This window comes from Pseudoroseomonas ludipueritiae (genome assembly GCF_014490445.1).
Lineage (GTDB): Bacteria > Pseudomonadota > Alphaproteobacteria > Acetobacterales > Acetobacteraceae > Pseudoroseomonas > Pseudoroseomonas ludipueritiae.
In genome coordinates this window covers 1-25259 of record NZ_JACTUZ010000055.1, presented here as the reverse complement: position 1 = coordinate 25259, position 25259 = coordinate 1, and the positions used below count along the sequence as shown (strand labels likewise).

Genomic DNA, 25259 nt, shown 5'->3' with positions numbered 1-25259 from the left:
CTGCTGCCGCTATGGCCGCGTGCCGGGCAGCCGGCGCGGCGCGTGCTGGTGCAGGGCCGCAGGCACAGCCGGCAGCCGGATTGGCTGCATCCCGGCCTGGTGCTGCATGACGAGGGCGGCTGGACCCCCGGCGCCCAGGCCGTGCTGCGGGATGCCGCGCCGCTGCCGCTGCGTTGAAAGCCACCTATACCGGCGCCTGTCCTGGCGGGGCCTGAGGCCCGCCCGGGCCGCCCTGCCGCACCGTTGCACCGGCCCCGCCCGTGCTTTACCAGACCGACCAGCCCCTCCGGCCCATGGAACCAGACACAAGCATGGCCCTTCCCCCCTCCGACCCGGACCAGCTCCTGCGGCTGGCCGATAGCCACCGGGCGGCCCGCGACTACCTGGCCGCCGCCGCGGCCTACCGGCAGTTCGTCGCCCTGCGGCCGGAAGACTGGACCATCATCGTGCAGGAAGGCCATTGCCTAAAGGAAGCCGGGCGGGTGGCCGAGGCCCTGGCCCGCTACCGGGAGGCCGAGGTGCTGGCGCCGGGGGATGCCGACCTCCAGGTGCAGATCGGCCACGCGCTGAAGGTATTGGGCCGCTGGCGCGATGCCGCCCGCGCCTATGCCCGCGCCCTGTCCCTGCAACCCGGCAACGAGGATGCGCGGCGGGAGGCCGAGGCCACCGCCGAATGGATGACCGGCCCCGAGATCGAGGCCGCCGACCGCGCCGCCCTGGGCGGCGACGATGCCGATGCCCTGGCCGCCGGCATGGCGGCGGATGATGAAGAGGCCACCGTGCGGGTGGTCTTCGACATCACCGATGTGTTGCTCTACTTCAATGCCGACCGCACCCCCACAGGCATCCAGCGCGTGCAGATCGGCATCGTCACCCGGGCGCTGCTGTCCTCGCCGCCCGGCATGGGCGTCTCGCTGGCGATCTTCGACCTGCGGGAACGCTGTTGGCGCCCGGTGGACCGGCGCGGCTTCCTGCGGCTCTGCACCCTCGCCGCCTCCGGCTCCGACCCCACCGACCCGGAATGGGTGGCGCTGCGCGACGCCATGCGCCGCCGCGTCAACCGCGCCTCGCCGTTGCGTTTTCCGCGCGATGCGCTGCTGGTCAATCTCGGCAATTCCTGGAGCATGCCGGACTATTTCCGGGCCCTGCGGATGGCGCAGCGGGACAGCGGGCTGCGCTACATCCCCTTCGTGCATGACTGCGTGCCGCTGATCGTGCCCGAGCATTGCCTGATGACGCTGGTGCAGAACTATGTGCGCTGGTTCGCGCCGCTGGGCCTGCACGTGCATGGCATCCTCTGCAATTCCGAGAACACGCGGCGGGACGTGCGGCGGCTGACGGAGCAGCTCCGCCCCGGCCTGACGCCGCCCGCCTATGTGGTGCGGCTGGATGCCGACCCGCGCGCCCTGGTGCCGCCGGGCGGCGATGGCCGGCTGGCCGCCCTGCGCGTGCTGGGGGAGGCGGAGGAATTCGCCCTTTTCGTCGCCACGCTGGAAAGCCGCAAGAACCACCTGATGGTCTTCACCGCCTGGCTGAACCTGCTGCGCAAGCACGGGCCGCAGGCGGTGCCGCGGCTGGTCTGCGTCGGCAAGCCCGGCTGGCACGCCGATGCGGCGATGAGCCTGCTGCAGAACTCGCCTGAGCTGCAGCGGCACGTGGTGCTGATGCCGCATGTCTCGGACCAGGAACTGGACGCGCTCTACGGCCGCTGCGCCTTCACCGTCTACAACAGCCACTATGAAGGCTGGGGCCTGCCGATCACCGAGGCGCTGGCACATGGCAAGATCGTCATCACCCCCGCCCATTCGGCCCTGACGGAAGCCGGCGGCGATGCCGCGCTCTACTTCACGCCGCAAAGCCTGCCGGAACTGACCGAGAGGCTGGAGCAGGTGATGCTGGACCCCGCCTTCCGCGCCGCGCAGGAAGCCGTGGTGCGCGCGAAGGGCCGCCCCCGCTCCTGGGACGCGGTGAAGGATGAGGCGATGGATGCCATCGCCGCCCTGGCCGCCCGCCCCGCCCAGCCGGCGGTGGAGCGCTTCACGCTGGAACCCGGCCGCTATTACAGCCTGCGCCGGCAGGACAGCATCGAGCTGTCGCTGGAGCCCGTACTGGCGGACATGGTGCGGGAAGGCCCCGGCTGGTACCCGCTGGACGACTGGGGCGTGCATTGCGCCGCCGGCCTCGCCACCCTGCGCCTGCCGCTGCCGGAGCAGGAGGGCGGCCCCGCGCCGCTGCGCCTGGCGCTGGAGATGCAGGCACCCAGGATGGCCATGGAGGTGCTGCTGCGCATCCGCCTGCCGGACGCGGCGCCGCTGCTCTTCTCCGTGCCACTGGCGGCCGAGGAAGCCGCCACCTGCCTCTTCGACCTGCCCGCCACCGCCGCCCGCGTGCTGGAAGTGGAGATCGACAGCGGCGAGGGCCTGCCCGCCCTGCAGCATGGCGAGGCCCGGCGCCTCGGCCTCGGGTTGCGCGGCTTCATGCTCTGCCGCCTGGATGACCACCTGTCCCGCCTCGCCTTTCTGGAAAGCCGGAGTTTCGCCAGCGTGAATGCCGAATGAGTGACCTGCCCCACAACCTCGCCGGCGCGCATGTGCTGGTCACCGGCGCTGCTGGTTTCGTCGGCGCCGCGCTGTCGCAGCGCCTGCTGGCGGAAGGCGCCCGCGTCACCGGCTGCGACAACCTCAACGACTATTATGACCCGGCGCTAAAGGAAGCACGGCTGGCCACGCTGCGGCCGCATCCGCAATTCGCCTTCCACCGCGTGGAACTTTCCGAAGCCGGCGCCCTGGCCGCGCTGTGGCGGGAGGCGAAGCCGGATTACGTGGTGCATCTCGCGGCCCAGGCCGGCGTGCGTTACTCCATCGATAATCCGCGCGTATACGCCGCCGCCAATCTCACCGGCTTCCTGGAAGTGCTGGAAGCGGCGCGTGAGACGCCGGTGCGGCACCTGATCTACGCCTCCTCCTCCTCGGTCTATGGCGCCAATACCAAGGTGCCCTTCAGCGAGCGGGACGCGGTGGAGCAGCCGGTCTCCCTCTATGCCGCCACCAAGCGCTCCAACGAGCTGATGGCGCAGACCTATTCCCACCTCTACCGCATCCCCGCCACGGCGCTGCGCTTCTTCACGGTCTATGGCCCGATGGGCCGGCCGGACATGGCCTATTGGGGCTTCACCAAGGCGCTGTATTCCGGCGCGCCCATCAAGGTCTTCAACCACGGCAATGTCTGGCGCGATTTCACCTATGTGGATGAGATCGTGGAGGCCATCGCCCGCCTGGCGCCGCGCCCGCCGGCCGAGCCGGACGAGCCCGGCCGCGTCGCCCCCGCCACGCCGCACCGCATCTTCAACATCGGCAACGACACGCCGGTGAAGGTGGACGACTTCCTGGCCATCCTGGAGAAGCTGACCGGCCGCAAGGCCAACCGCCAGGACGTGCCGATGCAGCCGGGCGATGTGGAGCGCACCTGGGCGGATGTCTCCGCGCTGCGCGCCGCCATCGGCTTCGCGCCGCGCACGCCGCTGGAGGAAGGGCTGCGCCGCTTCGTCGAGTGGTACAAGGAATACCACCAGATCCGCTGACGGCGCTGGCGCGCCGGCCCGTTTATTCGGGCCGGTGCGCCGAGAGCACCGCGCGCACGGCCTCGATATCAATGGCCTCGACCTTGCGCTTCTTGCCGGTGGCCGGGTCGCGACTTTCAACCGTGGTCGCGCGCAGCAGCGAGTTCAGCACCGCTTCCTCCACCGCCTCGGCGGCGGCCACGAACAGCGGCGACATCTTCTCGTTCGGCCAATCCGCCACCATGCCCTCTGGCGCCGGGCGGCGCACCTGCGGGTGGGTGGAGAAGGCGATGGCGTAATCGCCGGAGCCGTCCGAGAAGGCCGCGCCCGTGCGGGCCAGCCCCGCCATGGAGCGCAGCGCGAGGCGGCCCAGGTTGCGGTCCGACAGCGGCGCATCGGTGGCGATCACCACCATCACCGAGCCATCGGCATCGCCCTTGTCGGCATGTTCCTTCAGGTAGAACTTGCCCAGCGCGCGGCCCATCGGCACGCCATCCATCACTAGCGCGCCGCCGTAGTTGCTCTGCACCAGCGCGCCCACCGTGAAGCCGCCCAGCGCCGCCGGCAACTTGCGGGAGGATGTGCCGATGCCGCCCTTCCAGCCGAAGGCCACCGTGCCGGTGCCGGCGCCCACGCTGCCTTCCTCCACCACGCCGTCGCGGGCGGAATTCAGCGCCGCCAGCACATCCTCGGCCACGATGCCACGGGCGCGGATGTCGTTCAGCCGGCCATCGTTGGTCTCGCCCACTACGGCATTGACGGAAAGCGCCTGCGGGTTGCGCTCCAGCGTCCAGTCCACCAGCGCCTCCACCACCCGCCCGACGGCGAGGGTATTGGTGAGCACGATGGGCGTCTCCAGCTCCCCCAGTTCCTGCAACTGGGTGGCGCCGGCCAGTTTGCCGTAGCCGTTGATGACGGCCAGCCCCGCCGGCACGCGCTCGGCATAAAGGTTGCCGCCATGCGGCAGGATGGCGGTGACGCCGCTGCGGGTGCCCTCACCCTCCAGCTTCGTCACCTGCCCGACCAGCACGCCCGCCACGTCGGTGATGGCGTTCAGCTTGCCCGGGGCGAATTGCCCCGGACGCAAGCCGAGTTCCCGCGCGCGCGGCCTCACGCCGCCAAGGCGGTGCGAATGGCCGCCAGCGCGTCTTCAGCCTTGGTCGCGTCGGGGCCGCCGGCCTGGGCCATATGCGGCTTGCCGCCGCCGCCCTGGCCGCCCACCGCCGCCGCAGCCGCGCGCACCAGCGTCACGGCATCCGCCTTGCCCGCCGCGCCGGCACCGACGCCCACCACGATGGAGGCCTTGCCATCGGCGGTGGAGACCAGCGCCACCACATCGGCGGCATCCTGCTTCAGCAGCGCCTCCGCCACGCCGCGCAGGTCCTTGGGCGGAATCTCGCCCAGGTTGCGCGCCGCCAGGCGAACGCCGCCCACCTCTTCCGCCGCCGCCGCGCTGCCGCCCGTCGCCATCTGGCGGCGCAGCTCGGACATCTCGCGCTCCAGCTTGCGGCGCTCTTCCAGCAGGGTGGCGATGCGGCCCGGCAGCTCGGCCGGGCGGGCCTTCAGCAGCCCGGCGGCCTCGCGCAGCACCTTCTGCTCATCCTCGATCAGCGCCAGGGCGGCGGCGCCGGTCACGGCCTCCACGCGCCGCACGCCGGCCGAGACCGCGCCCTCGGAGACGATCTTGAACAACCCGATATCGCCCGTGCGCTGTACATGCGTGCCGCCGCACAGCTCCAGCGAATAAACGCCGTGCTTGGCCGTGGCATCGGCATCGAAGCCCATGCCCACCACGCGCACCTCATCGCCATACTTCTCGCCGAACAGCGCCGTGGCGCCGGCCTCGACCGCCGCTTCCGGCGTCATCAGCCGGGTGGTGACCTCGGCATTCTCGCGGATGCGGTTGTTCACCTCGGCCTCGACCCAGGCGAGGTCCTCGCCCGTCATCGGCGTCGGCTGGGACACGTCGAAGCGCAGGCGGTCCGGCGCGTTCAGCGAACCCTTCTGCGCCACATGGTTGCCCAGGCGGCGGCGCAGCGCCTCATGCAGCAGGTGGGTGGCGGAATGGTGGGCGCGGATGGCGCCACGGCGCTCATGCGCCACTTCCGCCTGCACCGCCTGGCCCACAGCCGCCTCGCCTGCTTCCACCGTGCCGAGGTGCACAAACAGGCCCAGCTTCTTCTGCGTATCCTTGATGGCGATCCGCAGCCCGTTGGGGCCGGTGATGGTGCCGGTATCGCCCACCTGGCCGCCGCTCTCGGCATAGAAGGGCGTCTGGTTCAGCACCACGCCGACTTCCGTGCCGGCCTGCGCCTTCTCCACCGGCTGCCCGCCGGCGACGATGGCGACAATCTCGCCCTCGGCGCTCTCGGTCGTGTAGCCCAGGAACTCGCTGGCTTGGCCGAGCTTCTCCTTGAGGTCGAACCACACCGTCTCGGTGGCAGCCTCGCCGGAACCGGCCCAGGCGGCGCGGGCGCGCTTGCGCTGCTCGGCCATGGCGGCCTCGAAGCCTTCCACATCCACGGCGCGGCCCTCGGCGCGCAGCGCGTCCTGCGTCAGGTCCAGCGGGAAGCCGTAGGTGTCATAGAGCTTGAAGGCCACATCGCCCGGCAGCGTGCCCTTCTCGCCCAGCTTCGCCGTCTCCTCCGCCAGCATGCCGAGGCCGCGCTCCAGCAGAGAGCGGAAGCGGTTCTCCTCTAGCTTCAGCGTCTCGGAGATCAGCCCCTCGGCGCGCACCAGCTCAGGGTAAGCCGCGCCCATCTGGCGGATCAGCGCCGGCAGCAGGCGGTACAGCAACGGCTCCTTCGCGCCCATCATGTGCGCGTGGCGCATGGCGCGGCGCAGGATGCGGCGCAGCACATAGCCACGGCCTTCGTTGGAGGGCATCACGCCATCGGCGATCAGGAAGGCGCCGCTCCGCAGGTGGTCCGCCACCACGCGGTGGCTCACCTTGAACGGCCCGTCCGGGTCTTGCCCGGTGGCTTCCGCGCTGGCCAGGATCAGCGCGCGGAAGGTGTCGATGTCGTAGTTGTCGTGCTTGCCCTGCAGGATGGCGGCAAAGCGCTCCAGCCCCATGCCGGTATCGATCGAGGGGCGCGGCAGCGGGTTACGGGTCCCCGCCGGCTCCTCCAGATACTGCATGAACACCAGGTTCCAGATCTCGATGAACCGGTCGCCATCCTCGTCCGGGCTGCCCGGGGGGCCACCGGGGATCTTGTCGCCGTGGTCGTAGAAGATTTCAGAGCAGGGGCCGCAGGGGCCGGTATCGCCCATCCGCCAGAAATTGTCGGAGGTCGCGATGCGGATGATCTTCTCGTCCGGCAGGCCGGCGATCTTGCGCCACAGCGCGGCGGCGTCCTCGTCCTCGGAATAGACCGTGACCAGCAGCTTCTCCTTCGGCAGGGAGAAATCCTTGGTCAGCAAGGTCCAGGCGTGCTCGATCGCCTGTTCCTTGAAGTAATCGCCGAAGGAGAAATTCCCCAGCATCTCGAAGAAGGTATGGTGCCGGGCGGTATAGCCGACATTGTCCAGGTCATTGTGCTTGCCGCCGGCGCGCACGCTCTTCTGGGCCGTGGTCGCGCGGCTGTAGGGCCGCTTCTCCTGGCCCGTGAAGACGTTCTTGAACTGCACCATGCCGCTGTTGGTGAACATCAGCGTCGGGTCGTTGCGCGGCACCAGCGGCGAGGATTCCACCACCGTGTGGCCATTGCGGGCGAAATAATCGAGGAAGGTAGCCCGGATATCGTTGCTGCTGGTCATCGTCCGCTGCTTCGCCCGCATTAAGGAAATTTGCCGCTTCACCTAGCGCGCCGGGCCGGTGGTGGGAAGGCCCGGCCCTATGCGCCTATATAGGAAGCACCATGCCGCAGCCCTCCCCCGGCCTTTTCGACGACCAGGCCCCCCGCCCCCTCGCAGACCGCCTGCGCCCCACCTCCCTCGCCGAGGTCACGGGCCAGGACCACCTGCTGGGCCCCTCCGGCCCGCTGGCTCGGATGGTGGCGGCGCGAGCCATTTCCTCCATGGTGCTCTGGGGCCCGCCGGGCACCGGCAAGACCACCATCGCCCGCCTGCTGGCCGGCGCCAGCGACCTGCATTTCGAGGCCGTCTCCGCCATCCAGGGCGGCGTGGCGGACCTCCGCAAGGTCTTCGAGGCCGCGAAGGGCCGCCGCATCACCGGCCGCGGCACCCTGTTGTTCGTGGACGAGATCCACCGCTTCAACCGCGCCCAGCAGGATGCCTTCCTGCCCTATATCGAAGACGGCACCATCGTCCTGGTCGGCGCCACGACGGAGAACCCCTCCTTCGAGCTCAACGGCGCCATCCTATCCCGCGTCCGCGTCTTCATCCTGAATGCCCTGGATGCCGAGGCCCTGCGCGTGTTGCTGACCCGCGCCGAAACCCTGATGGGCCGCCCCCTGCCTTTGGCACCCGAAGCGCGGGAGGCACTCGTAGAAATGGCCGGCGGCGACGGCCGCTACATGCTCAACATGGCCGAGCAGATTTTTGCGCTCGCCCAGGGCGAGGGCCTCGGCATCGAGGACATGGGCCAGCTTCTCCAGCGCCGCATGCCCTCACACGACAAGGCCGGCGACGGGCATTACGACCTGCTCAGCGCCTTCCACAAGTCGCTGCGGGGCTCCGACCCCCATGCCGCGCTCTACTACGCCGCACGCATGATCAACGCCGGGGAATCGCCGGAAGCGGTCTTCCGCCGCCTCGCCTGCGCCGCCTCGGAGGATGTCGGCATGGCGGACCCCCAGGCCATGGTGCAGGTGATGACGGCCTGGGGCGCCTTCGACCGCATCGGCTGGCCAGAAGGGCGGCTGTTTCTGGCCCAGGCCATCAACTATGTCGCCACCGCGCCGAAATCCAATGCCAGCTACATGGGCTGGAACGCCGCCATGGCCGCCGCCCAGCGCAGCGCCCATGTGGCGCCGCCCATGCGCATCCTGAACGCGCCGACCAAGCTGATGAAGGAGATGGGCCGCAAGGCCGGCTACCAATACGACCACGACTACCCGGACGCCTATGCCGGCCAGCAGTTCCTGCCCGACGACCTCGCCGGCGCCGAATTCTACGAGCCCAACGAGCGCGGCTTCGAGCGCGACGTGCGGCGGCGGCTGGACTACTGGTCCGGCCTGAAGGCGAAGCGCAACGGCGGCACCTGAACGCCGCATGACGCAGCTTTCACGCACCCGCCGGGCAGGCGGCGCGTTGAAAAGAACAGAGAAAACATCTTGGGAAGTCCCCTCATGCGCTCGGCCATCCTGCCCGCCAGCGCCAAGGAAGGCGGCTGCGTGAAAGGCGGCGCGGTGGGCGCCGTGGCCGGGCATTTCGTCGGCCGCGGCCATGCCGCCGCAGGTGCCGCGGCCGGCTGCGCCATTGGCGTGCATCGCCGCCATGAGGCCGAGAAGCGGGACCAGCAGCAGCAACAGACTGCGCAGCTGCAGGCGCCGAGCCACTAAGGCGGCGGGGCCGCATACGGCCAGAGGCCCGGCTGTCTCTTCCACCGCTCCGCCGCCGCCGCCAGACTGTGGGGCATGAACCCCTTTGCTCCCCAACTCCTGGCCCTGGTGGCGGCGGGCGGCGCCGCCGGCTCCGTGTTGCGCTACGCCACCGGCATCTGGTGCGCCCGCTGGTTCGGCGCCGCGCTGCCCTGGGGCACCCTGGCGGTGAATGTGCTGGGCAGCGGCGTCATCGGCCTGCTGGGCGGGCTGATGCTGGGCGGCCTGCCGCTGAGCAACGAGGCGAAGCTGCTGGCCATCACCGGCTTCCTGGGCGGCTTCACCACCTTCTCGGCCTTCTCACTGGACCTTGGTACACTGGCCCTGCGCTCCCCCGGCCAAGCTGGGCTCTACCTCGCCTTGACGCTGCTGGGCGGGCTGGGCGCCTTCGCGCTCTGCTTCGCCCTGGGGCGCGCCATCGCCTAGGCCACCTCCGGCATGACGAGCAGAAAACCAGACAGATCGCGATATATCTTGAATTAAGATATATCGCGATCTATGTCGGAGGCATGAAACATCATCATCGAGGCGGCATGGGCCGCCATGCTCCCCATCACGCCGGCCTGGAGGTCCACCGCCGCCATCATCATGAGGACAGCTGCCATGGCGGATGGGAAGGCCGCCGCCACCATCACCCTGAGGAAGGCCGGCGCGGCCGGCACCACGGTGGCCGAGGCGGGCGGCTCTTCGACCATGGGGAGCTGCGCCTGCTGGTGCTGGCCATGATCGCTGACCAGCCGCGCCATGGTTACGAGTTGATCAAGGCGATCGAGGAGCGCATGGGCGGCAGCTACAGCCCCAGCCCCGGCGTCATCTATCCGATGCTCTCCTGGCTGGAGGACATGGGCTACGCGGTGATCGAGGCCGAGCAGACCGGCCGCAAGCGCTACCGCCTGACACCCGAGGGCGAGGGCTTCGTCGCTGCCAACCGCCCGGCCATCGACAGTCTCTTCGCCCGCATCGGCCAGGGCGGCCCCGCTGGGCGCGAGGCCGTGCCGGCGCCGGTGACGCGGGCCATGGAGAACCTCAAGCTGGCGTTGCGCCTGCGGCTGCGTGGCGGCGGGATCGACGCGGCAGCGGCCGAGAGCATCGCGGCCGCCCTGGATGCCGCCGCGCTGGCGGTGGAGCGGAGCTGACGGCGAGGCTCCAGGTGAAGGAAAATTATCCTTTACTACCCTGCCCCGCCTGGCTACCCTGCTCCTCATCAACCGGGCCCGGTGCGTCCGCCGCGCAGACCAGCCGGCCCGGCCAAAGCAGCAGAACTCCATCATGCACCTGAATCCGGAAGTGCCGCGGCGATCCCAGCGCCTCCACCACCGCCTTCGGTAGGGTGAGCTGGTTCTTGCTGGTGAGCTTGGCCATGCGCATCGCCGCCGCCTCCGGTAAGGAAGTAAGATAGTAAGGAATTTATTCCTTGCGTCAAGGAGATTTGGCTCGACGCGCCGCGCGGCTGGGGCTAATGCCGCGCCCATGACCATCCAGCACCGCACCGTTCATGCGGCGGACGCCGATTCCCGGCTGGACCGCTGGTTCCGCCGCTATTTCCCGCAGCTCACCCAGGGCGCCTTGCAGAAGCTGCTGCGCACCGGGCAGATCCGCGTGGACGGCAAGCGTGCCGAAGCCAATACGCGCCTGGAGCGCGGCCAGGAAATCCGCATTCCGCCGATCCCGGAAGGCCCCGCGCCCGATACCGGCCCCCGCATCCGCGAAGTGACGCCGGAAGACGCCAAGGCGCTGGAACGGATGATCCTCTACAGCGATGATTCCATCATCGCGCTGGACAAGCCGCACGGCCTGCCGGTGCAGGGCGGCCCCAACATCAAGAAGCACCTGGACGGCATGCTGGATGCCCTGCGCTTCGGGCATGAGGAAAGGCCGCGCCTGGTGCACCGGCTGGACCGCGATACCTCCGGCGTCATCCTGATCGCGCGGGACCAGCGCGTGGCCTCCTTCCTGGCCAAGGCCTTCCGTGGGCGGGATGCCGAGAAGACCTACTGGGCCATCGTGGTCGGCCAGCCGCAGTATGAGGGCGGGCGCATCGACATGCCGCTGGCCAAGCAGGGCGGCGGCCCGCAGGGCGAGCGCGTGGTGCCGGCCGAGGGCAAGGACGGCGCCTTCGCCGTCACGGAATTCTCCACCATGGACGTGGCCCGCCGCCACGCCACCTGGCTGGAGCTGAAGCCGCTGACCGGGCGCACCCATCAGTTGCGCGTCCACTGCGCCAGCGCGCTCGGCTGCCCCATCCTGGGCGATGGCAAGTATGGCGGCCAGGCGGCGCATCTGGAGGGCATGTCCCACAGCCTGCACCTGCATGCCCGCCGCCTCTCCATCCCGCATCCCGATGGCGGGCGGCTGGAGGTCACGGCGCCCCTGCCCCCGCATATGCTGGAGAGTTTCGAGACCCTGGGCTTCTCCCGCCCGCGCAACGCCGCGCCAAAGCGCACGGCCTGACGCCATGGCGGTGCCGCTTCCCCCCCGGCGCCGGCGAGGCCGCCGCGCCCTGATCGCCCTGGCCGTGGTGGTGGCGGTGCCGCTGGCCGGCTACGCCACGCTGCGGGTGCTGCTGCGGGGCGATGTGCTGCGCCCCCGGCTGATCGCCGCCGTGCATCAGGCCACCGGGCGGGACCTGACGCTCTCCGGCCCCATCGGGCTGAAGCTCTCCCTGGTGCCGACGGTGACGCTGGAGGGCGTGACGCTCTCCAATGCCCCCGGCGGCAGCCGGCCGGAGATGCTGACGGCGCGCCGCGTGGAGGCGCGGCTGGCGCTGATCCCGCTCCTGTCCCGCCGCCTCGCCTTTGAGCAGGTGACGCTGATCGAACCCGACCTGCTGCTGGAACGGGACGCGCAGGGCCGGGGCAACTGGGTCTTCGCCCCGCCACCGCCGGCCGAGGCGCCGACGCCCGCCCCCAGCACCGGCACGCCCGCGGCGCCCGCGGCGCCCTTGCAGCTTTCGGTGGCGGCCATCGGCATCCAGGGCGGCCGGCTGTCCTGGCGGGATGCGGGGGCGGCGCGGGCCGAGGTCCTGGACATCCGCGACCTGCTGCTGCGCGCCGAAAGCCCGGAGGCGCCGATCACCTTCGAGGGCCAGCTTGCGCTGCGCGAGGTGCCGCTGGCGGTGCAGGGGCAGGCCGGGCCGCTGCCACGCCTGCTGGGCACGACGGCCAGCCCCGAGAACTGGCCGCTGCGCCTGACCCTGGCCGCGCCGGGCGTGCAGGTGGTGCTGGATGGCAGCGCCAGCCGGCCGGAGGCCGCTGCCGGCTGGCAGGCCTCGCTGAACGCCACCGCCGATCGTGCCGACCGGCTGGCACCCTTCCTGCGCCAGCCGCTGCCGCCGATGAGCGGCCTGGATATCCACGCCGAACTGGCCGATGGCGGCCCCGGCGGGGCACCACGGCTGCTGCGCCTGCAGGCCAAGCTGGCTTCGGCGGACCTTTCGGCGCAGGTGCCGGAACTGCATCTGGGCAGCACCACGCTGGCGGCCTCGGACGAAGGACCAACCGAGCTGGAGGGCCAGGTTGAGATGCGCGGCGTGTCCTGGCAAGCGGCGGCGACGCTGCCGCCTGTGGCAGTGCTGCGCGGCAGCGCGCCCTGGCCGGCCAGCCTGGCGCTGCGGGGCGAAGGCGTCTCCGCCAGCGCCGTCGGCACCCTTTCCGGCGCGGAAGGGCGGCAACTGACGGCCACGGTTTCGGTGCAGGCGGCCGATACGGCGCCGCTGCTGCGCTCCTTTGGCCTCGCCACGCCGTTGCTGCACGACCTGCGTTTGGATGGGCGCATCAGCCGCGACGGAAAGCGGCTGGAGGTGCAGGGGCTGCAGCTACAGTCCCGCGACCTGGTGCTGCAGGGCGATGGCAGCCTGGATGCCAGCGGCCTGCGCCCGAAGCTGGTGGCCGGGCTCACCGTGCCGCGCCTGAACCTGGATGCGCTGTCCCGGGCGCAGGTGCAGGTGCAGCCCCAGCCGGCGCAGCCTTCCGCCACCGTGCCCGCCGTGCCGCCGGTGCCCGCGCCCCCGGCCGCGCCGCCACTGCCCTCGCCCCCGACTGCGGCAACGGATCGGCTGATCCCCGCCCTGCCTTTGCCGGTGGATTGGATGCGCACCCTGGATGCCGAATTGCGGCTGGCGGTCGGCGACCTGAAGGCCGGGCGCGTGCTCTACCGCGACCAGCGCGCCACCATGACGCTGGCGGATGGGCAGATGGCGATGGCGCCGGTTTCGCTGGGCATTCCCGGTGGGCGGGTGGCGCTGAGCCTGCATGCCGATGCCACCGCCACGCCGCCGCGCTTCGCGCTTTCGGCCCGGCATGAGGGCCAGGGCATCGAGTTGCAGCCGCTGTTGCAGGCTTATCGCCTGCCCGACCAGAGCAGCGGACAGGTGGAACTGGAGGCCGACCTTGCCGGCCAGGGCGCCGATACGCGGGCGCTGACGGGCTCACTGAACGGGCAATTCGCGCTGGCCATGGCCAATGGGCAGGTCGGCAATGCCCTGCTGGACCGTTTCCTGGGCGATCTGCGCCGCATGCTGGGTTCCAACGGCGGCAGCGAGGGCGCCAGCACGCCGCTGCGCTGCTTCGCGCTGCGGCTGGGCCTGCGGGAAGGCGTGGCGCGGCCGGAAGCCATGCTGCTGGAAAGCGGGCTGGCCGATGTGGCCGGCAGCGGCGAGATCGACCTGGGGCAGGAGCGGCTAAACCTGCGGCTGCTGCCGCAGGTGCGCCTCGGCAGCCTGGGGCTCAGCGCCCCGGTCAAGATCAGCGGCAGCTTCCTGCGCCCCGTTTCCCGCCTGGAACAGGGCGGGGCCGCGCAGGCGGCGGCCGGCATCGCCGGGGAACTGGCGGCGCGGCAAAAGAATTCCGGCGTCGCAGCGCTAGGGCAATTGGCGGAAGTCCTGGCCGGGCGGCCGGGCCTGCCGGATTGCGCCCAGCAACTGGCCGTGGCGCGCGGCGGCCGCCCTGGCCCGGTGCCGCCGCCCGAAACCCGCAGCGAGCAGCGCCGCCCCAATGCGGTGGATGTGCTGCGGGGGCTGCTGGGCCGGTAAGGCGGGCATGAAAAAAGGGGGGCATCGCTGCCCCCCTTTTCTGTTCCGGCCGGGCGGTTACTCCGCCGCGGCATCCTCGCTTTCCGGCTCGCCGGTCATCATCGCCTCGGCCACCAGGCCGGCCTGGGCGCGCACCCGCTGCTCGATGCTCTCGGCCATGGCCGGGTTGTCGCGCAGGAACTGCTTGGCGTTCTCACGACCCTGGCCGATGCGCTGGTTGTCGCAGGAGAACCAGGCGCCCGACTTCTCAACGACGCCGGCCTTCACGCCAAGGTCCACCAGCTCGCCGACCTTGGAGATGCCCTCGCCGTACATGATGTCGAACTCAAGCTGGCGGAACGGCGGCGCCATCTTGTTCTTCACCACCTTCACGCGGGTCTGGTTGCCCACCACGTTCTCGCGGTCCTTGATCTGACCGATGCGGCGGATCTCCATGCGCACGGAGGCGTAGAACTTCAGCGCGTTGCCGCCCGTCGTGGTCTCCGGGTTGCCGAACATCACGCCGATCTTCAGGCGGATCTGGTTCAGGAAGATCAGCAGGCAGTTGGAGCGGGAGACGGTGCCGGTCAGCTTGCGCAGCGCCTGGGACATCAGGCGGGCATGCAGGCCGACATGGCTGTCGCCCATCTCGCCTTCCAGCTCGGCGCGCGGCACCAGGGCGGCCACGGAATCGACCACCAGCACGTCCACGGCGCCGGAGCGCACCAGCGTGTCGGCGATTTCCAGCGCCTGCTCACCGGCATCGGGCTGCGAGATCAGCAGGTTGTCCACGTCCACGCCCAGCTTGCGGGCATAGCCGGGGTCCAGCGCATGCTCGGCGTCGATGAAGGCGCAGGTGCCGCCGCGCTTCTGCGCCTCGGCGATGGCATGCAGCGCCAGCGTGGTCTTGCCCGAGGATTCCGGGCCGTAGATCTCGACGATGCGGCCCTTCGGCAGGCCGCCGATACCCAGCGCCAGGTCGAGGCCGAGCGAACCGGTCGAGATGACCTCCACCTCCTCCGTGCCCTGCTTCGCGCCCATGCGCATGATGGAGCCCTTGCCGAAGGCCCGTTCGATCTGGCTGAGCGCGGCGTCGAGCGCCTTGTTCTTATCCATGGTGTGAAAAGCCCTTCTGGCAGAGGCCGTAGGTGGTGATGCGTGGTATGAACCGAGCTGGCCATGCGCCACAAGCGCCGCCCCTGGGTTCACGGATTTGCGAGCAAGTTTGGCGTGGTTCGCGTTGATTCCCAAGCGCTGACCGCGCCCCCGCGCGTGTTCCCTATATGTTCACTTTTAGCCGTTTTCGCAAGGGTTTTCAGCCTTCATTCAGCAGGAACCGGCTCCCCCAAGGCAGCCACCAACTCGGCCGGACCATAGGGTTTGGCCAGGAAGCGGATGCCGTTCTCCTCCAGCCCGCCATCCACCGCTGCATGGGCATAACCGCTGACCAGAAGCACCGGCAGTCCCGGCAGGCGCGCCCGCATCGCCCGCGCCAGGGCCACGCCATCCATGCCCGGCATCGCGACATCGGACACCAGATGGCCCGGCACCAGCCCTTCTTCCAGCAGGGCCAGGGCGGTTTCGGCATCCTCCGCCACCACCACCTCATGCCCGGCGCGGCGTAGGGCGCGTTCGGCCAGCCGGCGCAGGGGCGCCTCGTCGTCCACCAGCAGAATCGGGCCGGGCGGGTGGCGCAGGGGCTGCGGCGCCACGGGCGCGACAGGAAGGGATTCGGCGGCGGCCTCCTCTACCCGCGGCAGCAGGATGCGGAAGCAGGTGCCCTGCCCCGGCTGGCTTTCCACCACCATGAAGCCGCCGGATTGCCGCACAATGCCATGCACCGTCGCCAATCCCAGCCCGGTGCCGCCCCGGTCCGGCCGGGTGGTGAAGAAGGGCTCGAAGATACGCGGCAGCAACTCGGGCGGAATGCCGCCGCCGGTATCCGTCACCTCCAGCACCGTCCAGCGGCCCGGCGGCACCGTATCCGGCACGCCCGGCAGCGCCGAAAGCAGCACCAGCCGCCCGGTGGAAAGCCGCAGCCGCCCGCCCTGCGGCATGGCCTGGCGGGCATTCATGGCCAGGTTCATCACCACCCGGTCGAGCTGGGACGGGTCGATGAGCACCATCCGCCCGGGCTCGTCCAGCACGACCTCCAGCGCCACGCCCTGGCGCTGGCCGCTGCCACGCAGCAGCGAGGCAATGCCCTCCACCGCCTCGTTCAACGGCACCCGTCGTGGGGCCAGCACCTGCTGCCGGGCATAGGCCAGCAATTGCTTCACCAGCAGCGCGCCACGCCCGGCAGCCTGGCGGATCTGCGTCAGCTCAGCGGCCAGGGCGGGATCGGCGGGACCGGCCAGCCGCAAGGCGTCCTCGCTGGCGCCCAGCACCACGGTCAGAAGATTGTTGAAGTCATGCGCGATGCCGCCTGCCAAGGCGCCGAGGGTTTGCAGACGATCCGCCTCAGCGGCGGCTTGGCCGGGCGTCAGGTCCTGCAGCAGCAGCAGTGAATCGCCGCTGGGAAGGCTGATGCGCCGGGCGGCCACCGGCGGTTCCGGCATGCCCTGCGGCGCGGCGAGGCGCCATTCGCGTGGCGCGGCGTCTGGTTGCGCCAGCCAGGCGCTGATCTCGGCACGCAGGGCGGGGGCAAAGATCCGTTCAACCGGCCAGCCGGGGCGCACCGGCTGCGTGGGGCCCAGCGCGGCCCGCAGCGGCGCGTTCGCCGCCCTGACGGTGCCGTTGGAGTCCAGCAGTGCGGCAGCTTCCGGCATGCCCGACAGCACCGCCAGGATGGCAGGGTCCGCCGCGCGCCGGGACCACCAGCGATTGAATTGCCACCAGGCCATACCGCCAGCATAGCTCACGGTTGCGTGATGTCGCAGCGATTATTCCAGCAGCGCGATGGTGCGGGCCAGGAGGCCCTGGCAGGCGTGCAAAGTGCCGAGGTTATCTGGGCCGGCAGGGGGGGCGGGGCGAGGCATCGGCAGGCTTGCGGGTGCGGCGCATAATGCGGTCAGCGGGCCCCGGCCTGCCAGCCGCCCGGCCACGGAAAGGATGTCGTCCGGCTGCGCGGCCTGGCTGGCCGCCACCCGCAGCGCGTGGTTCATCTTCATGCGCACCCTCCTGCCCTTCGAGGAAGACGGAGCTTGCCCCGATTCGGGTGAAGGAAGCGTCAAGGCTGGCGGGATGCGCCGCGGTAGCGATTCGGTAAGGGAGCGGCGCCTATGCTGCCCTGGCCATGACACCCCCACCGCAACAGGCCATCCTGGCCAGCATCGAGCAGATGGATTCGACGCTCGCCGTGGCGACCGCCCTGGCCGAATCCGGCCGTTCCCTCGATCTGCATGGGCTGGAGGAGGAAATGACGCGCCTCTGCGGCGCCGTGCTGATGCTGCCCGCAGGGGACGGTCGGGCGCTGCGCCCCGCCATGGCGGGGCTGCTGGCGCGGCTGGAGGGTCTCTCCGCCGCGCTGCTGCGCTGAAGGGGCGGCGCATGCGCCGCCCCTCGCGGGCTTCAGCCCTTCGCCGGCAGGTGCTTGGCGATATAGGGCGGCAGGTTGAAGGCGCCGGTGTGGATCTCCGGCGTCCAATACTGGGTCTGGCCCAGGACGCCGGCGGCCTCAGCGCGGGCGCGGATGGTGGCGGTATCCACCTGACGCAGGGAGGCATCCTTGGCGGACCAGCCCAGCGTCATGAAGCCGCCCACATAGGTCGGCACCGCGGCGACATAGGCAAAAATGTCGCTGAAGGACTTGGCGCGGCGGAGAGAGGTATCGTGCAGCTCGTCGGCCTGCATGGCCGGCACGCCGCACTGGTTCACGATCACGCCCTTCTCCGACAGCAGGCGCGCGACATTGGCATAGAACTCGTCGGTGAAGAGCACCTCGCCCACGCCAATCGGGTCCGTGCTGTCCACGATGACAACGTCGAAGCTGCCATCGGCGGCCTTGCGGACATAGTCGATGCCATCTGCCACCAGCACCTCGGCGCGCGGGTCGTTCCAGGCGTCGCCGGCGATGGAGGGCATGAATTCCTTGGCCAGGCGGATCACCTCGCCGTCGATCTCGACCATCACGGCCTTCTCGACATTCCGGTGCTGCAGCACGCGCTTCAGCACGCCGCCGTCGCCCGCGCCGATGATCAGCACGCGCTTGGCATCGCCATGCGCCAGCAGCGGCACATGGGCGAGCATCTCCTGGTAGACGAACTCGTCACCTTCGGTGATCTGCACGACGCCATCGAGCATCAGCACGCGGCCATGCGTGTAGCTCTCGAAGACCATGATGTCCTGGAAGTCGCTCTGCACGCGGGCCAGCTCGCACTTGACCATGAAGCGCTGGCCCCACTCGGGGTAGAGGGTTTCATTCACCCAGGAATCGGTCGGCATCGTGTGAATCCTCTGGAGATGCACAAAAAGAAGAAGGGCGGGGTCATGGACCCCGCCCCCCATCACGTCACGTAAAAGTCTGGTGTCAGCCGATCAGGCCGCGCTTGTGCTCGGCAAGCTGCACGCGCTCGGGCAGGAAGCCCTTCTTCAGGATCGGCACGGCCTTGTAGGGGTTGCAGATGCCGCAGACAAAGATGTCCAGCGCGGCATAGGAACGCTCCGGCCAGGTGTGGATGGAGACATGGCTCTCGGCCAGCACCAGCACGCCGCTCACGCCACCCGGATGGAAGTGGTGGAAGTGGCCATGCAGGATGGTCGCGCCAGTCTCGATCGCGGCTTCACGCAGCACGGAATCGATATGGGCGGGGTCGTCCAGGTTCGTGGCGCCCCACAGGTCCACGATCAGGTGCGTACCCGCGAAGCGGACACCGTCGCGTTCGACGAAGTGATCCTTCGCCTCAGCGGCATCGAAAGTCTGGGCTTCGCTCGGGAACTCCGAGACCATCCCCAGCGGAGAGACGAGAGAGTCCATGTTGCGGGCTCCTTTCCACCAGCAGATGACCGGGTTGATCGGACATCGATCGGGTCAACGGGGGGGGCATATGGGGCAATACCCCCCAATTCTCAAGAAAAATCGGGACCTCGAGGCCGAAAGAATCACGTGTCCCCCCTGCGTTCTGCGCGCATCTCGCCGCGCCGCCCCCCGGGGGGTTCCGCAATGGCTCCCGCCAAGCGATACCGAATCGGTAAAAAATGCCGGTCGGGAAGGCTGGTAACGGGCGCGAGAGGGGCCTCGCGTGGCAGGGGGCCGAAAAAAAGCGTGGCAAAGGGGATGGGAAGCGCATTTTCTGGCGCCGGGCCGCTTGCCGCCGCCGCTTGGGCTGCTATACCCCGCCCCGCGCTGGATGGGTGGCCGAGTGGTCGAAGGCGCACGCCTGGAAAGTGTGTATACCTCAAAAGGGTATCGTGGGTTCGAATCCCACCCCATCCGCCAGAGGCTCCCGCCTCTCCTCCCCCGAGAATCCGGTTAGCGCGCGAGGCCGTAGGGCCCGCCCTTCTCCACTGCGTGGCGATAGGCCGGGCGCTGGTGCAGCGCGCGAATCCAGGCATCCAATGCGGGGTAATCGGCGCGCTTGCCCATGCTGCCTGCCACTTCCGCCACGAAGCTGAGCTGGATATCGGCGCCGGTGAGTTCCTCGCCCAGCAGATAGGTGCGGCCGTGCAGCGCACGGTCGATATAGCCAAGGTGGTTGGCGATCTCGCCCTCGATGCGCGGCATCAGCGGCGCCGCCGCCTCGCCCAGCCGGCCGGTATAGATCAGCAGCATCAGCGGCAGCATGGCCGAGCCCTCGGCATAGTGCAGCCATTGCACATAGGTGTCGTAAGCGGCGGAGGCCGGGTCCGGCTGCAGACGCCCGCCACCGTGGCGGCGGATGACGTAGTCGATGATGGCGCCGGATTCGATGATGCGCCGCCCGTTGTCCTCCAGCATCGGCGCCTTGCCGAGCGGGCTGGCCGCCTGCAGCTCCGGCGGCGCGAAGCGGGTCCTGGGGTCGCGCTGGTAGCGGCGGATCTCGTAGGGCAGTCCCAGCTCCTCCAGCAGCCAGAGGATGCGGTGGGAGCGGGAATCACTCAGGTGGTGGACGACGAGCATTGGCCGGGGTCCCTTGCTGGTGTTGTTGCCAGCATGGGGCCCACGGCCGTATTGTCCAACGCCGATATCAGGCGGCCAGCAGCGCCTCGGCGCGGGTGATGCTGTCGCCGTATTCGAATTCCACCAGCAGCAGCCGCTTGGCGAGGCGCACGGCGGCCAGTTCCTCCGTCAGCCCCATGCCACCATGCAGCTGGATTACCTCCTTGGCGAAGGCGCGGGCGGCGGGGCCGATATGCAGCTTGGCCAGGGACAATTCGCGGGCTGTCCAGGGCGTGCCGGCCTCGGCCTGCTCCAGCAGGTGGCGCATCAGGGCGCGGCTGGTCTCGTAGGTGACGTAAAGCTCCACGGTGCGGTGGCGCAGCGCCTGGAAGCTGGCCAGGGGCTGACCGAACTGCACGCGGGTGTTCAGGTAGGCCACCGTCTGCTCCAGCGCCGCGCCCATGGCGGCCACGGCCTCCATGCAGCACAGGAAGGCGCCGGCATCCTGCGCGCGGACCAGGGCGGCTTCCACCGCCTCGCCCTGCGCCAGCAGCCTGGCGGCGGTTCCATCGAAGCTGGCATCCAGGCTGGGTTGGCCGTCCAGGCGCTCATGCGGGCGCAGGCACAGGCCGGACGCCTCCACCAGCAGCAGCGCGGGGCCGCCTTCCGCCGCGCAGGCCACCAGCAGATGCGTCAGCCCCGGCAGGCGGGCGATGCCCTCGGCCGCGCCATCCAGTTGCCATGCCTCGCCCTGCCGCGTGGCGTGCAGGCCGGGTGCATCCTCCGGCAGCACGGGAATGATGCGCGCGGCCCCTTCCGCGAGGCTGGCGAGGGCCGCCTGCCCCGCCTCACCCGCCGCCTGCAGCAGGATGGGCACGATGGCGCAGGCGGGGACCAGCGGCAGGGGCAGCGCGGCGCGGGCGCCGCCTTCCACCAGCGCGGCGATATCCGGGATGCCGCCGCCGATGCCGCCTTGTTCCTCCGGCACCATGATGGCGGGCCAGCCGAGTTCGGTGGCCTGTTCCCAGAGCTTCGCGGCATGCTCGTCGCGCTCCCGCACCTTGGCCAGTTCGGCGGTGCGGGCATCGGCGGCGGCGGCGAATTTCGCGGCGGAATCGAAAAGGTCGCCCGGCAGCAGCGGGGTGGCGGTGAAGGCCATGTCGGTCAGCTCCCGAACAGGGTGCGGGCCAGCAGGTTCTTCTGAACCTCGCTGCTGCCGCCATAGATGGTGCGGGCGCGGCCGTAGAGGAAATTCTGCAGCCACTCGATGCCGGGCTCGGTGCTCTTGCCATTGGCATCGTCGATGTCGCGGAAGCGGAAGGCCAGACGGCGGCCGGTAGCATCCAGCCCCAGTTCCTCCAGCGCCTGCATCAGGTTGGAACCCGCCAACTTCATGACGGAGGAGACATTGCCCAGCGGACGGTCGTTCATGATGTCGTCCAGCGCGCGGCGGCCCATGTCGCGCAGCGCCAGCGCCTCGGCCTCCAGCCGCAGCAGGCGCTGCCGCAGGGCGGCGCGGCGTGGGTTGCCAGCCGGCATCTCCTCCACCAGCCGGCGGGCGCGGTTCAGCAGGCCGATGATCGGCGCGGTATTGGCCACGCCCAGGCGCTCATGCTGCAGCAGGTATTTGCCGTAGCTCCAGCCCTGCCCTTCCTCGCCCACGCGGGCGGAGACGGGCACGCGCACGCCATCGAGGAAGACCTGGTTGACGTGGTGCCAGTTGTCCATGGTGCGGATGGGCGTGACGGAAATGCCCGGCGTCTTCAGCGGAATCAGCAGCAGCGAGATGCCCTGCTGCCGCTTCGGCTCCTGCGAGGTGCGGACCAGCGTGTACATCATGTCCGCTTCCTGCGCGTGGCTGGTCCAGATCTTGGTCCCATCCACCACGTAGTCGTCGCCGTCCCGCACCGCGCGCGTCTTGAGGGAGGCGAGGTCGGAGCCCGCATCGGGTTCCGAATAGCCCTGGCACCACCAGACGCTGCCATCCAGGATGCCCGGCAGGTGCTGCCGCTTCTGCTCCTCCGACCCATAGGCGATCAGCACGGGGGCGAGGTGGCGCAGCCCGTGGTGGTATTGCGGCGGGCAGTCGCATTCGGCCAGCACTTCATCGAAGATGTGGCGTTGGCGCAGGGTCCAGCCGGTGCCACCGTATTCCACCGGCCAGTTGGGCGCGCCCCAGCCGCGCTCAAAGAGGATGCGCTGCCAGGTGCTCCATTCGCGGCGGCCGAACTTGCCGTTGCGCGCCACCAGCGCACGGATCTCCGGCGGGCACTGCGTCAGGCAGAAGTCGCGCAGTTCCGCGCGGAAGGCCTCGTCATCCATCCAGGGAATACCTTATTCGATGCTGATCTTGGCGCGCTGGATCACGCTGCGCCACTTGTCGGATTCGCTCTTCAGGATGCCCCCCAGCTCTTCCGGGGTGCTCCAGGTGGCATCGCCGGCGCCGGCCTGGGCGGCGCGGCGGATCACCTCGGGGTCCGCCAGCACGGTCTTCAGCGCGGCGTTCAGCCGGTCGATCACCGGGCGCGGCGTGCCGGCACGGACGCAGAGGTAGTTGATGACGGTGACATCGAAGCCCGGCACCGTCTCAGCGATGGTGGGCACATCTGGCAGTTCCTTCATCCGCGTCGCGGCGGAGACGGCGATGGGCCGCAGCTTCCCGGCATCGATCAGCGGGATCATGATCGGGTAGGTGTCGATGGTGAAGTTGACGCGCCCCGCCGCCACGTCCTGGATGGAAGGCCCGCTGCCGCGATAGGGCACGTGCACCATCTGCATGCCGGTCTCCACCGCCAGCAGCTCGCCCGCCAGATGGCTGCCGGCCCCAATGCCGGAGGAGGAGAAGGTGAGCGAGCCCGGCTTCTCCTTGCCCAGCCTGATCAGGTCGGCCACCGAGCGCACGGGCAGGTCCGCGTTCACCGCCAGCAGGTAGGAGCCGCGCGTCAGCAGGCTGACCGGCGCGAAGTCCCGCTCGGCGTTGTAGGGCATGTCCTTCATCAGGATGGGATTGGTGATCAGCGGCCCAGGGGTGCCGTAGAGCAGCGTGTAGCCATCGGCCGGCGCCTGGGCGACCGCCGCGGCGCCCGGAGTGCCGCCGCCGCCGCCGCGGTTCTCGACCACCACATTCTGGCCCAGCACGGCGCCCAGCGCCTCGGCCACGATGCGGCCGGTGGCATCGGCGCCGCCGCCGGGCGCGAAGGGCACGATCATCCGCACCGGTCGGCTGGGCCAGTTCTGCGCCCGGGCGCTGCCGCCCGATGCTATGAGGCCGAGAGCAGCGGAGCCCAGCCCGGTCAGGACTTGCCGGCGATTCATCACGTTCACTCCCATCGGGCGCGCCATGCGGCGGCATTGCGCCGGCATCATGGACCGGCGTTCTTGGTTAATCCGGCTATCGTATCGGGCGGAGGTGGACAATGCCGCGAATGGCACAAATGCTGTGCCGTAGCTGGCAAGGGCCCTACCGCAACCGCAACCGTATCCCCTTCTGCCGGTTTACGGGGATGCGAAAGCTTCCAGGGAGAGCGGTCATGAGTGACAAGCCTGAGCCGGCCGAACAGGCCCCGGCAGATACCCAGAGCAGCTTGCAGGATGGCTACAGCCGCTTCGACGAAACCGCCCACCGGCTGGCGGAACAGGCGAATGAGCATGCCCATCATGGGGCGGAGGATGCCCGTGGCTATGTGCATCAAGGGCTGAACAACTTCAGCCGCGCCGGCAGCGCGGTGGCCGGGGCCATCCGGCAGCGGCCCTTCGTGTCCCTGGCGGTGGCGGCGCTGGGTGGCGCCTTGATGGCGGTCTCCCGCAGGGGCTGAAGCCTCCGCCAATCGCCCGTGGCGCCCTCCGGTGGAAGGGCTCCACGGGTTTTTTCATGCCTTCGCTATGCCGCCTGCTGAACAGGCTTGTGCTCGGCCGGGAAAATGTGAGAACAAATAATGAACATGCCCGCACGATTCTCACCTCTCGACCGATCGGCGCTGCTGGCCGACCTGCGCAGCCAGGTGGCGGGGCTGGAGCATGCCGGCAGCCGCCCCGGGCAAGAGGCCGCGGTGCCGCTCTGCCCTTCACTGGACCAGGCGCTGCCTGCCGGGGGGCTGGCCCGTGCCGCACTGCATGAGGTGCTGGCGGTGGGGGAGCTGGGCGGCCCCGCCCTGGGCTTCATCGCCCTGGCCCTGGCGCGCAGCGGCGGCACCGTGCTCTGGATCGCGCCGGAGCCCGAGGCCTGGCCGCCCGGGCTGGTGCGCTTCGGGCTGGGACCGGACCGGCTGCTGCTGGTGCGCGCCACCCGGCAGGCCGATGCGCTCTGGGCCATGGAGGAGGCGCTGCGCTGCCGTGCCATTTCCGCCGCGCTGCTCTTCTCGCCCGGCATCAGCCTGACGGCCGGGCGGCGGCTGATGCTGGCGGCGGAGAGCGGCGGGACGCTGGGCATCCTGCTGCGGGCGGATAGCGCCGCCCCCGGCCCGGCGGTGGCACTGACCCGCTGGCGCATCGCCCCCCTGCCCGCCCTGGAGCCGGAGTACCCGCGCTGGCAGGTGGAGTTGCTGCGCAGCCGTGGCGGTGCCGGCGGCCATTGGAGCCTGTGCTGGCGCGAGGATGATGCGGTGCTGGAGGATGAGGCCCTCACCCCTGCGCCCATGCGCCGGAGCCGGGCGGGATGAGACGCCGCGCCTGCCGCCCGCCGCGCCTGACCGCGCCAGCACCGGAGGCCTTGCCGCCGCCGACGCTGCCGCCATCCGGCAACGAGGCGGGCCGCCGTTTCCTGGCGCTGCACCTGCCGCTGCTGCCGGTCGAAGCCACCGGCCCGGCCGAGACACCGACCCTGGTATGGCGTGCCGAGGGCCCTGCCCGCCGGGTGGTGGCGGTGGAGCCGCGCGCCGCCGCGCTGGGCGTGGCCGTCGGGCAAAGCCTGGCCGATGCCCAGGCCATCGCCCCCGCCGTGCAGCCCCGGCCTGAGAACAACGCGGCCGAGGCGGCACGGCTGGAGGCGCTGGGCCTTTGGGCGTTGCGCTTCACGCCCCTGGTGGCGCTGGACCCGCCGGATGGGCTGCTGCTGGACATCACGGGCGTCGAGCCGCTCTTCGGCGGCGAGGTGGCGCTGCGCGACCGCGTGCTGCGCGGGCTGGCGCGGCTGGGCCATGCGGCGCAGGCGGCCATGGCCGGCGGCACGCTGCT

Annotated in this window: 25 protein-coding genes and 1 tRNA gene; 13 read left to right on the top strand and 13 right to left on the bottom strand. The window is 70.2% G+C overall.

What is annotated here, in order from left to right; translation table 11 throughout:
• Nucleotides 1-311 precede the first annotated feature (311 nt).
• Together IBL25_RS27315 and IBL25_RS13490 are read left to right on the top strand one after the other, a co-directional pair.
• On the top strand, nucleotides 312-2558 hold the full coding sequence (locus IBL25_RS27315; RefSeq protein ID WP_187779068.1) for a glycosyltransferase family 4 protein: 2247 nt from the start codon (nucleotides 312-314) through the stop codon (nucleotides 2556-2558).
• Nucleotides 2555-3580: an NAD-dependent epimerase/dehydratase family protein gene (locus tag IBL25_RS13490; protein WP_187779067.1), complete on the top strand. Its 1026-nt coding sequence runs from the start codon at nucleotides 2555-2557 to the stop codon at nucleotides 3578-3580. The genes IBL25_RS27315 and IBL25_RS13490 overlap by 4 nt, the downstream gene beginning before the upstream one ends.
• Before the next feature lie 22 nt (nucleotides 3581-3602).
• Here IBL25_RS13490 and IBL25_RS13485 read toward each other — a convergent pair whose 3' ends face one another.
• Both IBL25_RS13485 and alaS read right to left on the bottom strand, forming a co-directional pair.
• Complete coding sequence (locus IBL25_RS13485) at nucleotides 3603-4646, bottom strand: DmpA family aminopeptidase (RefSeq protein WP_194433707.1); 1044 nt, start codon at nucleotides 4644-4646, stop codon at nucleotides 3603-3605.
• 23 nt (nucleotides 4647-4669) lie between these two features.
• Nucleotides 4670-7318 carry an alanine--tRNA ligase gene (gene alaS / locus IBL25_RS13480; RefSeq protein ID WP_187779065.1) on the bottom strand — a complete coding sequence of 883 codons (2649 nt, stop codon included), beginning with the start codon at nucleotides 7316-7318 and terminating at the stop codon, nucleotides 4670-4672.
• A gap of 101 nt (nucleotides 7319-7419) precedes the next feature.
• Here alaS and IBL25_RS13475 point away from each other — a divergent pair, with 101 nt between their 5' ends.
• The 3 genes from IBL25_RS13475 (at nucleotide 7420) to IBL25_RS13465 (ending at nucleotide 9489) form a co-directional block, all read left to right on the top strand.
• Nucleotides 7420-8727 (top strand): replication-associated recombination protein A, encoded by a 1308-nt coding sequence (locus IBL25_RS13475; RefSeq protein WP_187779064.1) that lies wholly within the window; start codon nucleotides 7420-7422, stop codon nucleotides 8725-8727.
• A gap of 84 nt (nucleotides 8728-8811) precedes the next feature.
• The gene (locus IBL25_RS13470) at nucleotides 8812-9024 is read left to right on the top strand and encodes a hypothetical protein (protein ID WP_187779063.1); all 213 of its coding nucleotides are present in this window, start codon (nucleotides 8812-8814) and stop codon (nucleotides 9022-9024) included.
• Nucleotides 9025-9099: 75 nt separating this feature from the next.
• Nucleotides 9100-9489 carry a CrcB family protein gene (locus IBL25_RS13465; protein ID WP_187779062.1) on the top strand — a complete coding sequence of 130 codons (390 nt, stop codon included), beginning with the start codon at nucleotides 9100-9102 and terminating at the stop codon, nucleotides 9487-9489.
• 53 nt (nucleotides 9490-9542) lie between these two features.
• Here IBL25_RS13465 and IBL25_RS26915 read toward each other — a convergent pair whose 3' ends face one another.
• Nucleotides 9543-9758 (bottom strand): hypothetical protein, encoded by a 216-nt coding sequence (locus IBL25_RS26915; RefSeq protein WP_238940409.1) that lies wholly within the window; start codon nucleotides 9756-9758, stop codon nucleotides 9543-9545.
• 27 nt (nucleotides 9759-9785) lie between these two features.
• Here IBL25_RS26915 and IBL25_RS13460 point away from each other — a divergent pair, with 27 nt between their 5' ends.
• Nucleotides 9786-10199, top strand: a complete 414-nt coding sequence (locus tag IBL25_RS13460) for a PadR family transcriptional regulator (protein ID WP_238940408.1) — start codon at nucleotides 9786-9788, stop codon at nucleotides 10197-10199.
• Between the two features lie 25 nt (nucleotides 10200-10224).
• On the opposite strand, the gene IBL25_RS13455 is transcribed toward IBL25_RS13460, so the two are convergent.
• Nucleotides 10225-10425 (bottom strand): AbrB/MazE/SpoVT family DNA-binding domain-containing protein, encoded by a 201-nt coding sequence (locus tag IBL25_RS13455; protein ID WP_187779060.1) that lies wholly within the window; start codon nucleotides 10423-10425, stop codon nucleotides 10225-10227.
• Between the two features lie 108 nt (nucleotides 10426-10533).
• On the opposite strand from IBL25_RS13455, the gene IBL25_RS13450 reads away from it, so the two are divergent.
• Both IBL25_RS13450 and IBL25_RS13445 read left to right on the top strand, forming a co-directional pair.
• Nucleotides 10534-11514, top strand: a complete 981-nt coding sequence (locus IBL25_RS13450; protein WP_187779059.1) for an RluA family pseudouridine synthase — start codon at nucleotides 10534-10536, stop codon at nucleotides 11512-11514.
• 4 nt (nucleotides 11515-11518) lie between these two features.
• Nucleotides 11519-14092 carry an AsmA family protein gene (locus tag IBL25_RS13445; RefSeq protein ID WP_187779058.1) on the top strand — a complete coding sequence of 858 codons (2574 nt, stop codon included), beginning with the start codon at nucleotides 11519-11521 and terminating at the stop codon, nucleotides 14090-14092.
• 57 nt (nucleotides 14093-14149) lie between these two features.
• Here the strand turns inward: IBL25_RS13445 and recA are convergent, their stop codons facing one another.
• The 3 genes from recA to IBL25_RS13430 form a co-directional block, all read right to left on the bottom strand.
• Nucleotides 14150-15187 (bottom strand): recombinase RecA, encoded by a 1038-nt coding sequence (recA, locus tag IBL25_RS13440; RefSeq protein ID WP_187779057.1) that lies wholly within the window; start codon nucleotides 15185-15187, stop codon nucleotides 14150-14152.
• 206 nt (nucleotides 15188-15393) lie between these two features.
• Complete coding sequence (locus IBL25_RS13435) at nucleotides 15394-16914, bottom strand: ATP-binding protein (protein WP_187779069.1); 1521 nt, start codon at nucleotides 16912-16914, stop codon at nucleotides 15394-15396.
• A 39-nt stretch (nucleotides 16915-16953) separates the two neighbouring features.
• A complete protein-coding gene (locus IBL25_RS13430; protein ID WP_187779056.1) occupies nucleotides 16954-17181 on the bottom strand; it encodes a hypothetical protein in 228 nt (75 codons plus the stop codon).
• Between the two features lie 125 nt (nucleotides 17182-17306).
• On the opposite strand from IBL25_RS13430, the gene IBL25_RS13425 reads away from it, so the two are divergent.
• Nucleotides 17307-17549: a hypothetical protein gene (locus IBL25_RS13425; RefSeq protein ID WP_187779055.1), complete on the top strand. Its 243-nt coding sequence runs from the start codon at nucleotides 17307-17309 to the stop codon at nucleotides 17547-17549.
• 32 nt (nucleotides 17550-17581) lie between these two features.
• On the opposite strand, the gene speE is transcribed toward IBL25_RS13425, so the two are convergent.
• Together speE and speD are read right to left on the bottom strand one after the other, a co-directional pair.
• On the bottom strand, nucleotides 17582-18454 hold the full coding sequence (gene speE / locus IBL25_RS13420; protein ID WP_187779054.1) for a polyamine aminopropyltransferase: 873 nt from the start codon (nucleotides 18452-18454) through the stop codon (nucleotides 17582-17584).
• Between the two features lie 85 nt (nucleotides 18455-18539).
• Entirely contained in the window at nucleotides 18540-18986 is a 447-nt protein-coding gene (gene speD / locus IBL25_RS13415; protein ID WP_187779053.1) for an adenosylmethionine decarboxylase, read from the bottom strand.
• Between the two features lie 371 nt (nucleotides 18987-19357).
• Between speD and IBL25_RS13410 the strand changes: the two genes are divergently transcribed.
• Nucleotides 19358-19448 (top strand) — tRNA-Ser (locus tag IBL25_RS13410).
• Nucleotides 19449-19481: 33 nt separating this feature from the next.
• On the opposite strand, the gene IBL25_RS13405 is transcribed toward IBL25_RS13410, so the two are convergent.
• From IBL25_RS13405 to IBL25_RS13390, 4 genes are all read right to left on the bottom strand, one after another.
• A complete protein-coding gene (locus IBL25_RS13405; protein ID WP_187779052.1) occupies nucleotides 19482-20108 on the bottom strand; it encodes a glutathione S-transferase family protein in 627 nt (208 codons plus the stop codon).
• Nucleotides 20109-20175: 67 nt separating this feature from the next.
• Nucleotides 20176-21246: an acyl-CoA dehydrogenase family protein gene (locus tag IBL25_RS13400; protein WP_187779051.1), complete on the bottom strand. Its 1071-nt coding sequence runs from the start codon at nucleotides 21244-21246 to the stop codon at nucleotides 20176-20178.
• A gap of 5 nt (nucleotides 21247-21251) precedes the next feature.
• The gene (locus IBL25_RS13395) at nucleotides 21252-22409 is read right to left on the bottom strand and encodes an acyl-CoA dehydrogenase family protein (RefSeq protein ID WP_187779050.1); all 1158 of its coding nucleotides are present in this window, start codon (nucleotides 22407-22409) and stop codon (nucleotides 21252-21254) included.
• 12 nt (nucleotides 22410-22421) lie between these two features.
• Nucleotides 22422-23402: a Bug family tripartite tricarboxylate transporter substrate binding protein gene (locus tag IBL25_RS13390; RefSeq protein WP_187779049.1), complete on the bottom strand. Its 981-nt coding sequence runs from the start codon at nucleotides 23400-23402 to the stop codon at nucleotides 22422-22424.
• A 215-nt stretch (nucleotides 23403-23617) separates the two neighbouring features.
• Here IBL25_RS13390 and IBL25_RS13385 point away from each other — a divergent pair, with 215 nt between their 5' ends.
• From IBL25_RS13385 to IBL25_RS13375, 3 genes are all read left to right on the top strand, one after another.
• Nucleotides 23618-23902: a hypothetical protein gene (locus tag IBL25_RS13385; protein ID WP_187779048.1), complete on the top strand. Its 285-nt coding sequence runs from the start codon at nucleotides 23618-23620 to the stop codon at nucleotides 23900-23902.
• Between the two features lie 126 nt (nucleotides 23903-24028).
• Nucleotides 24029-24745, top strand: a complete 717-nt coding sequence (locus tag IBL25_RS13380) for an ImuA family protein (protein ID WP_187779047.1) — start codon at nucleotides 24029-24031, stop codon at nucleotides 24743-24745.
• A partial coding sequence (locus tag IBL25_RS13375; RefSeq protein WP_456315866.1) for a Y-family DNA polymerase occupies nucleotides 24742-25259 on the top strand: 518 nt, incomplete at its 3' end. The genes IBL25_RS13380 and IBL25_RS13375, both read left to right, overlap by 4 nt.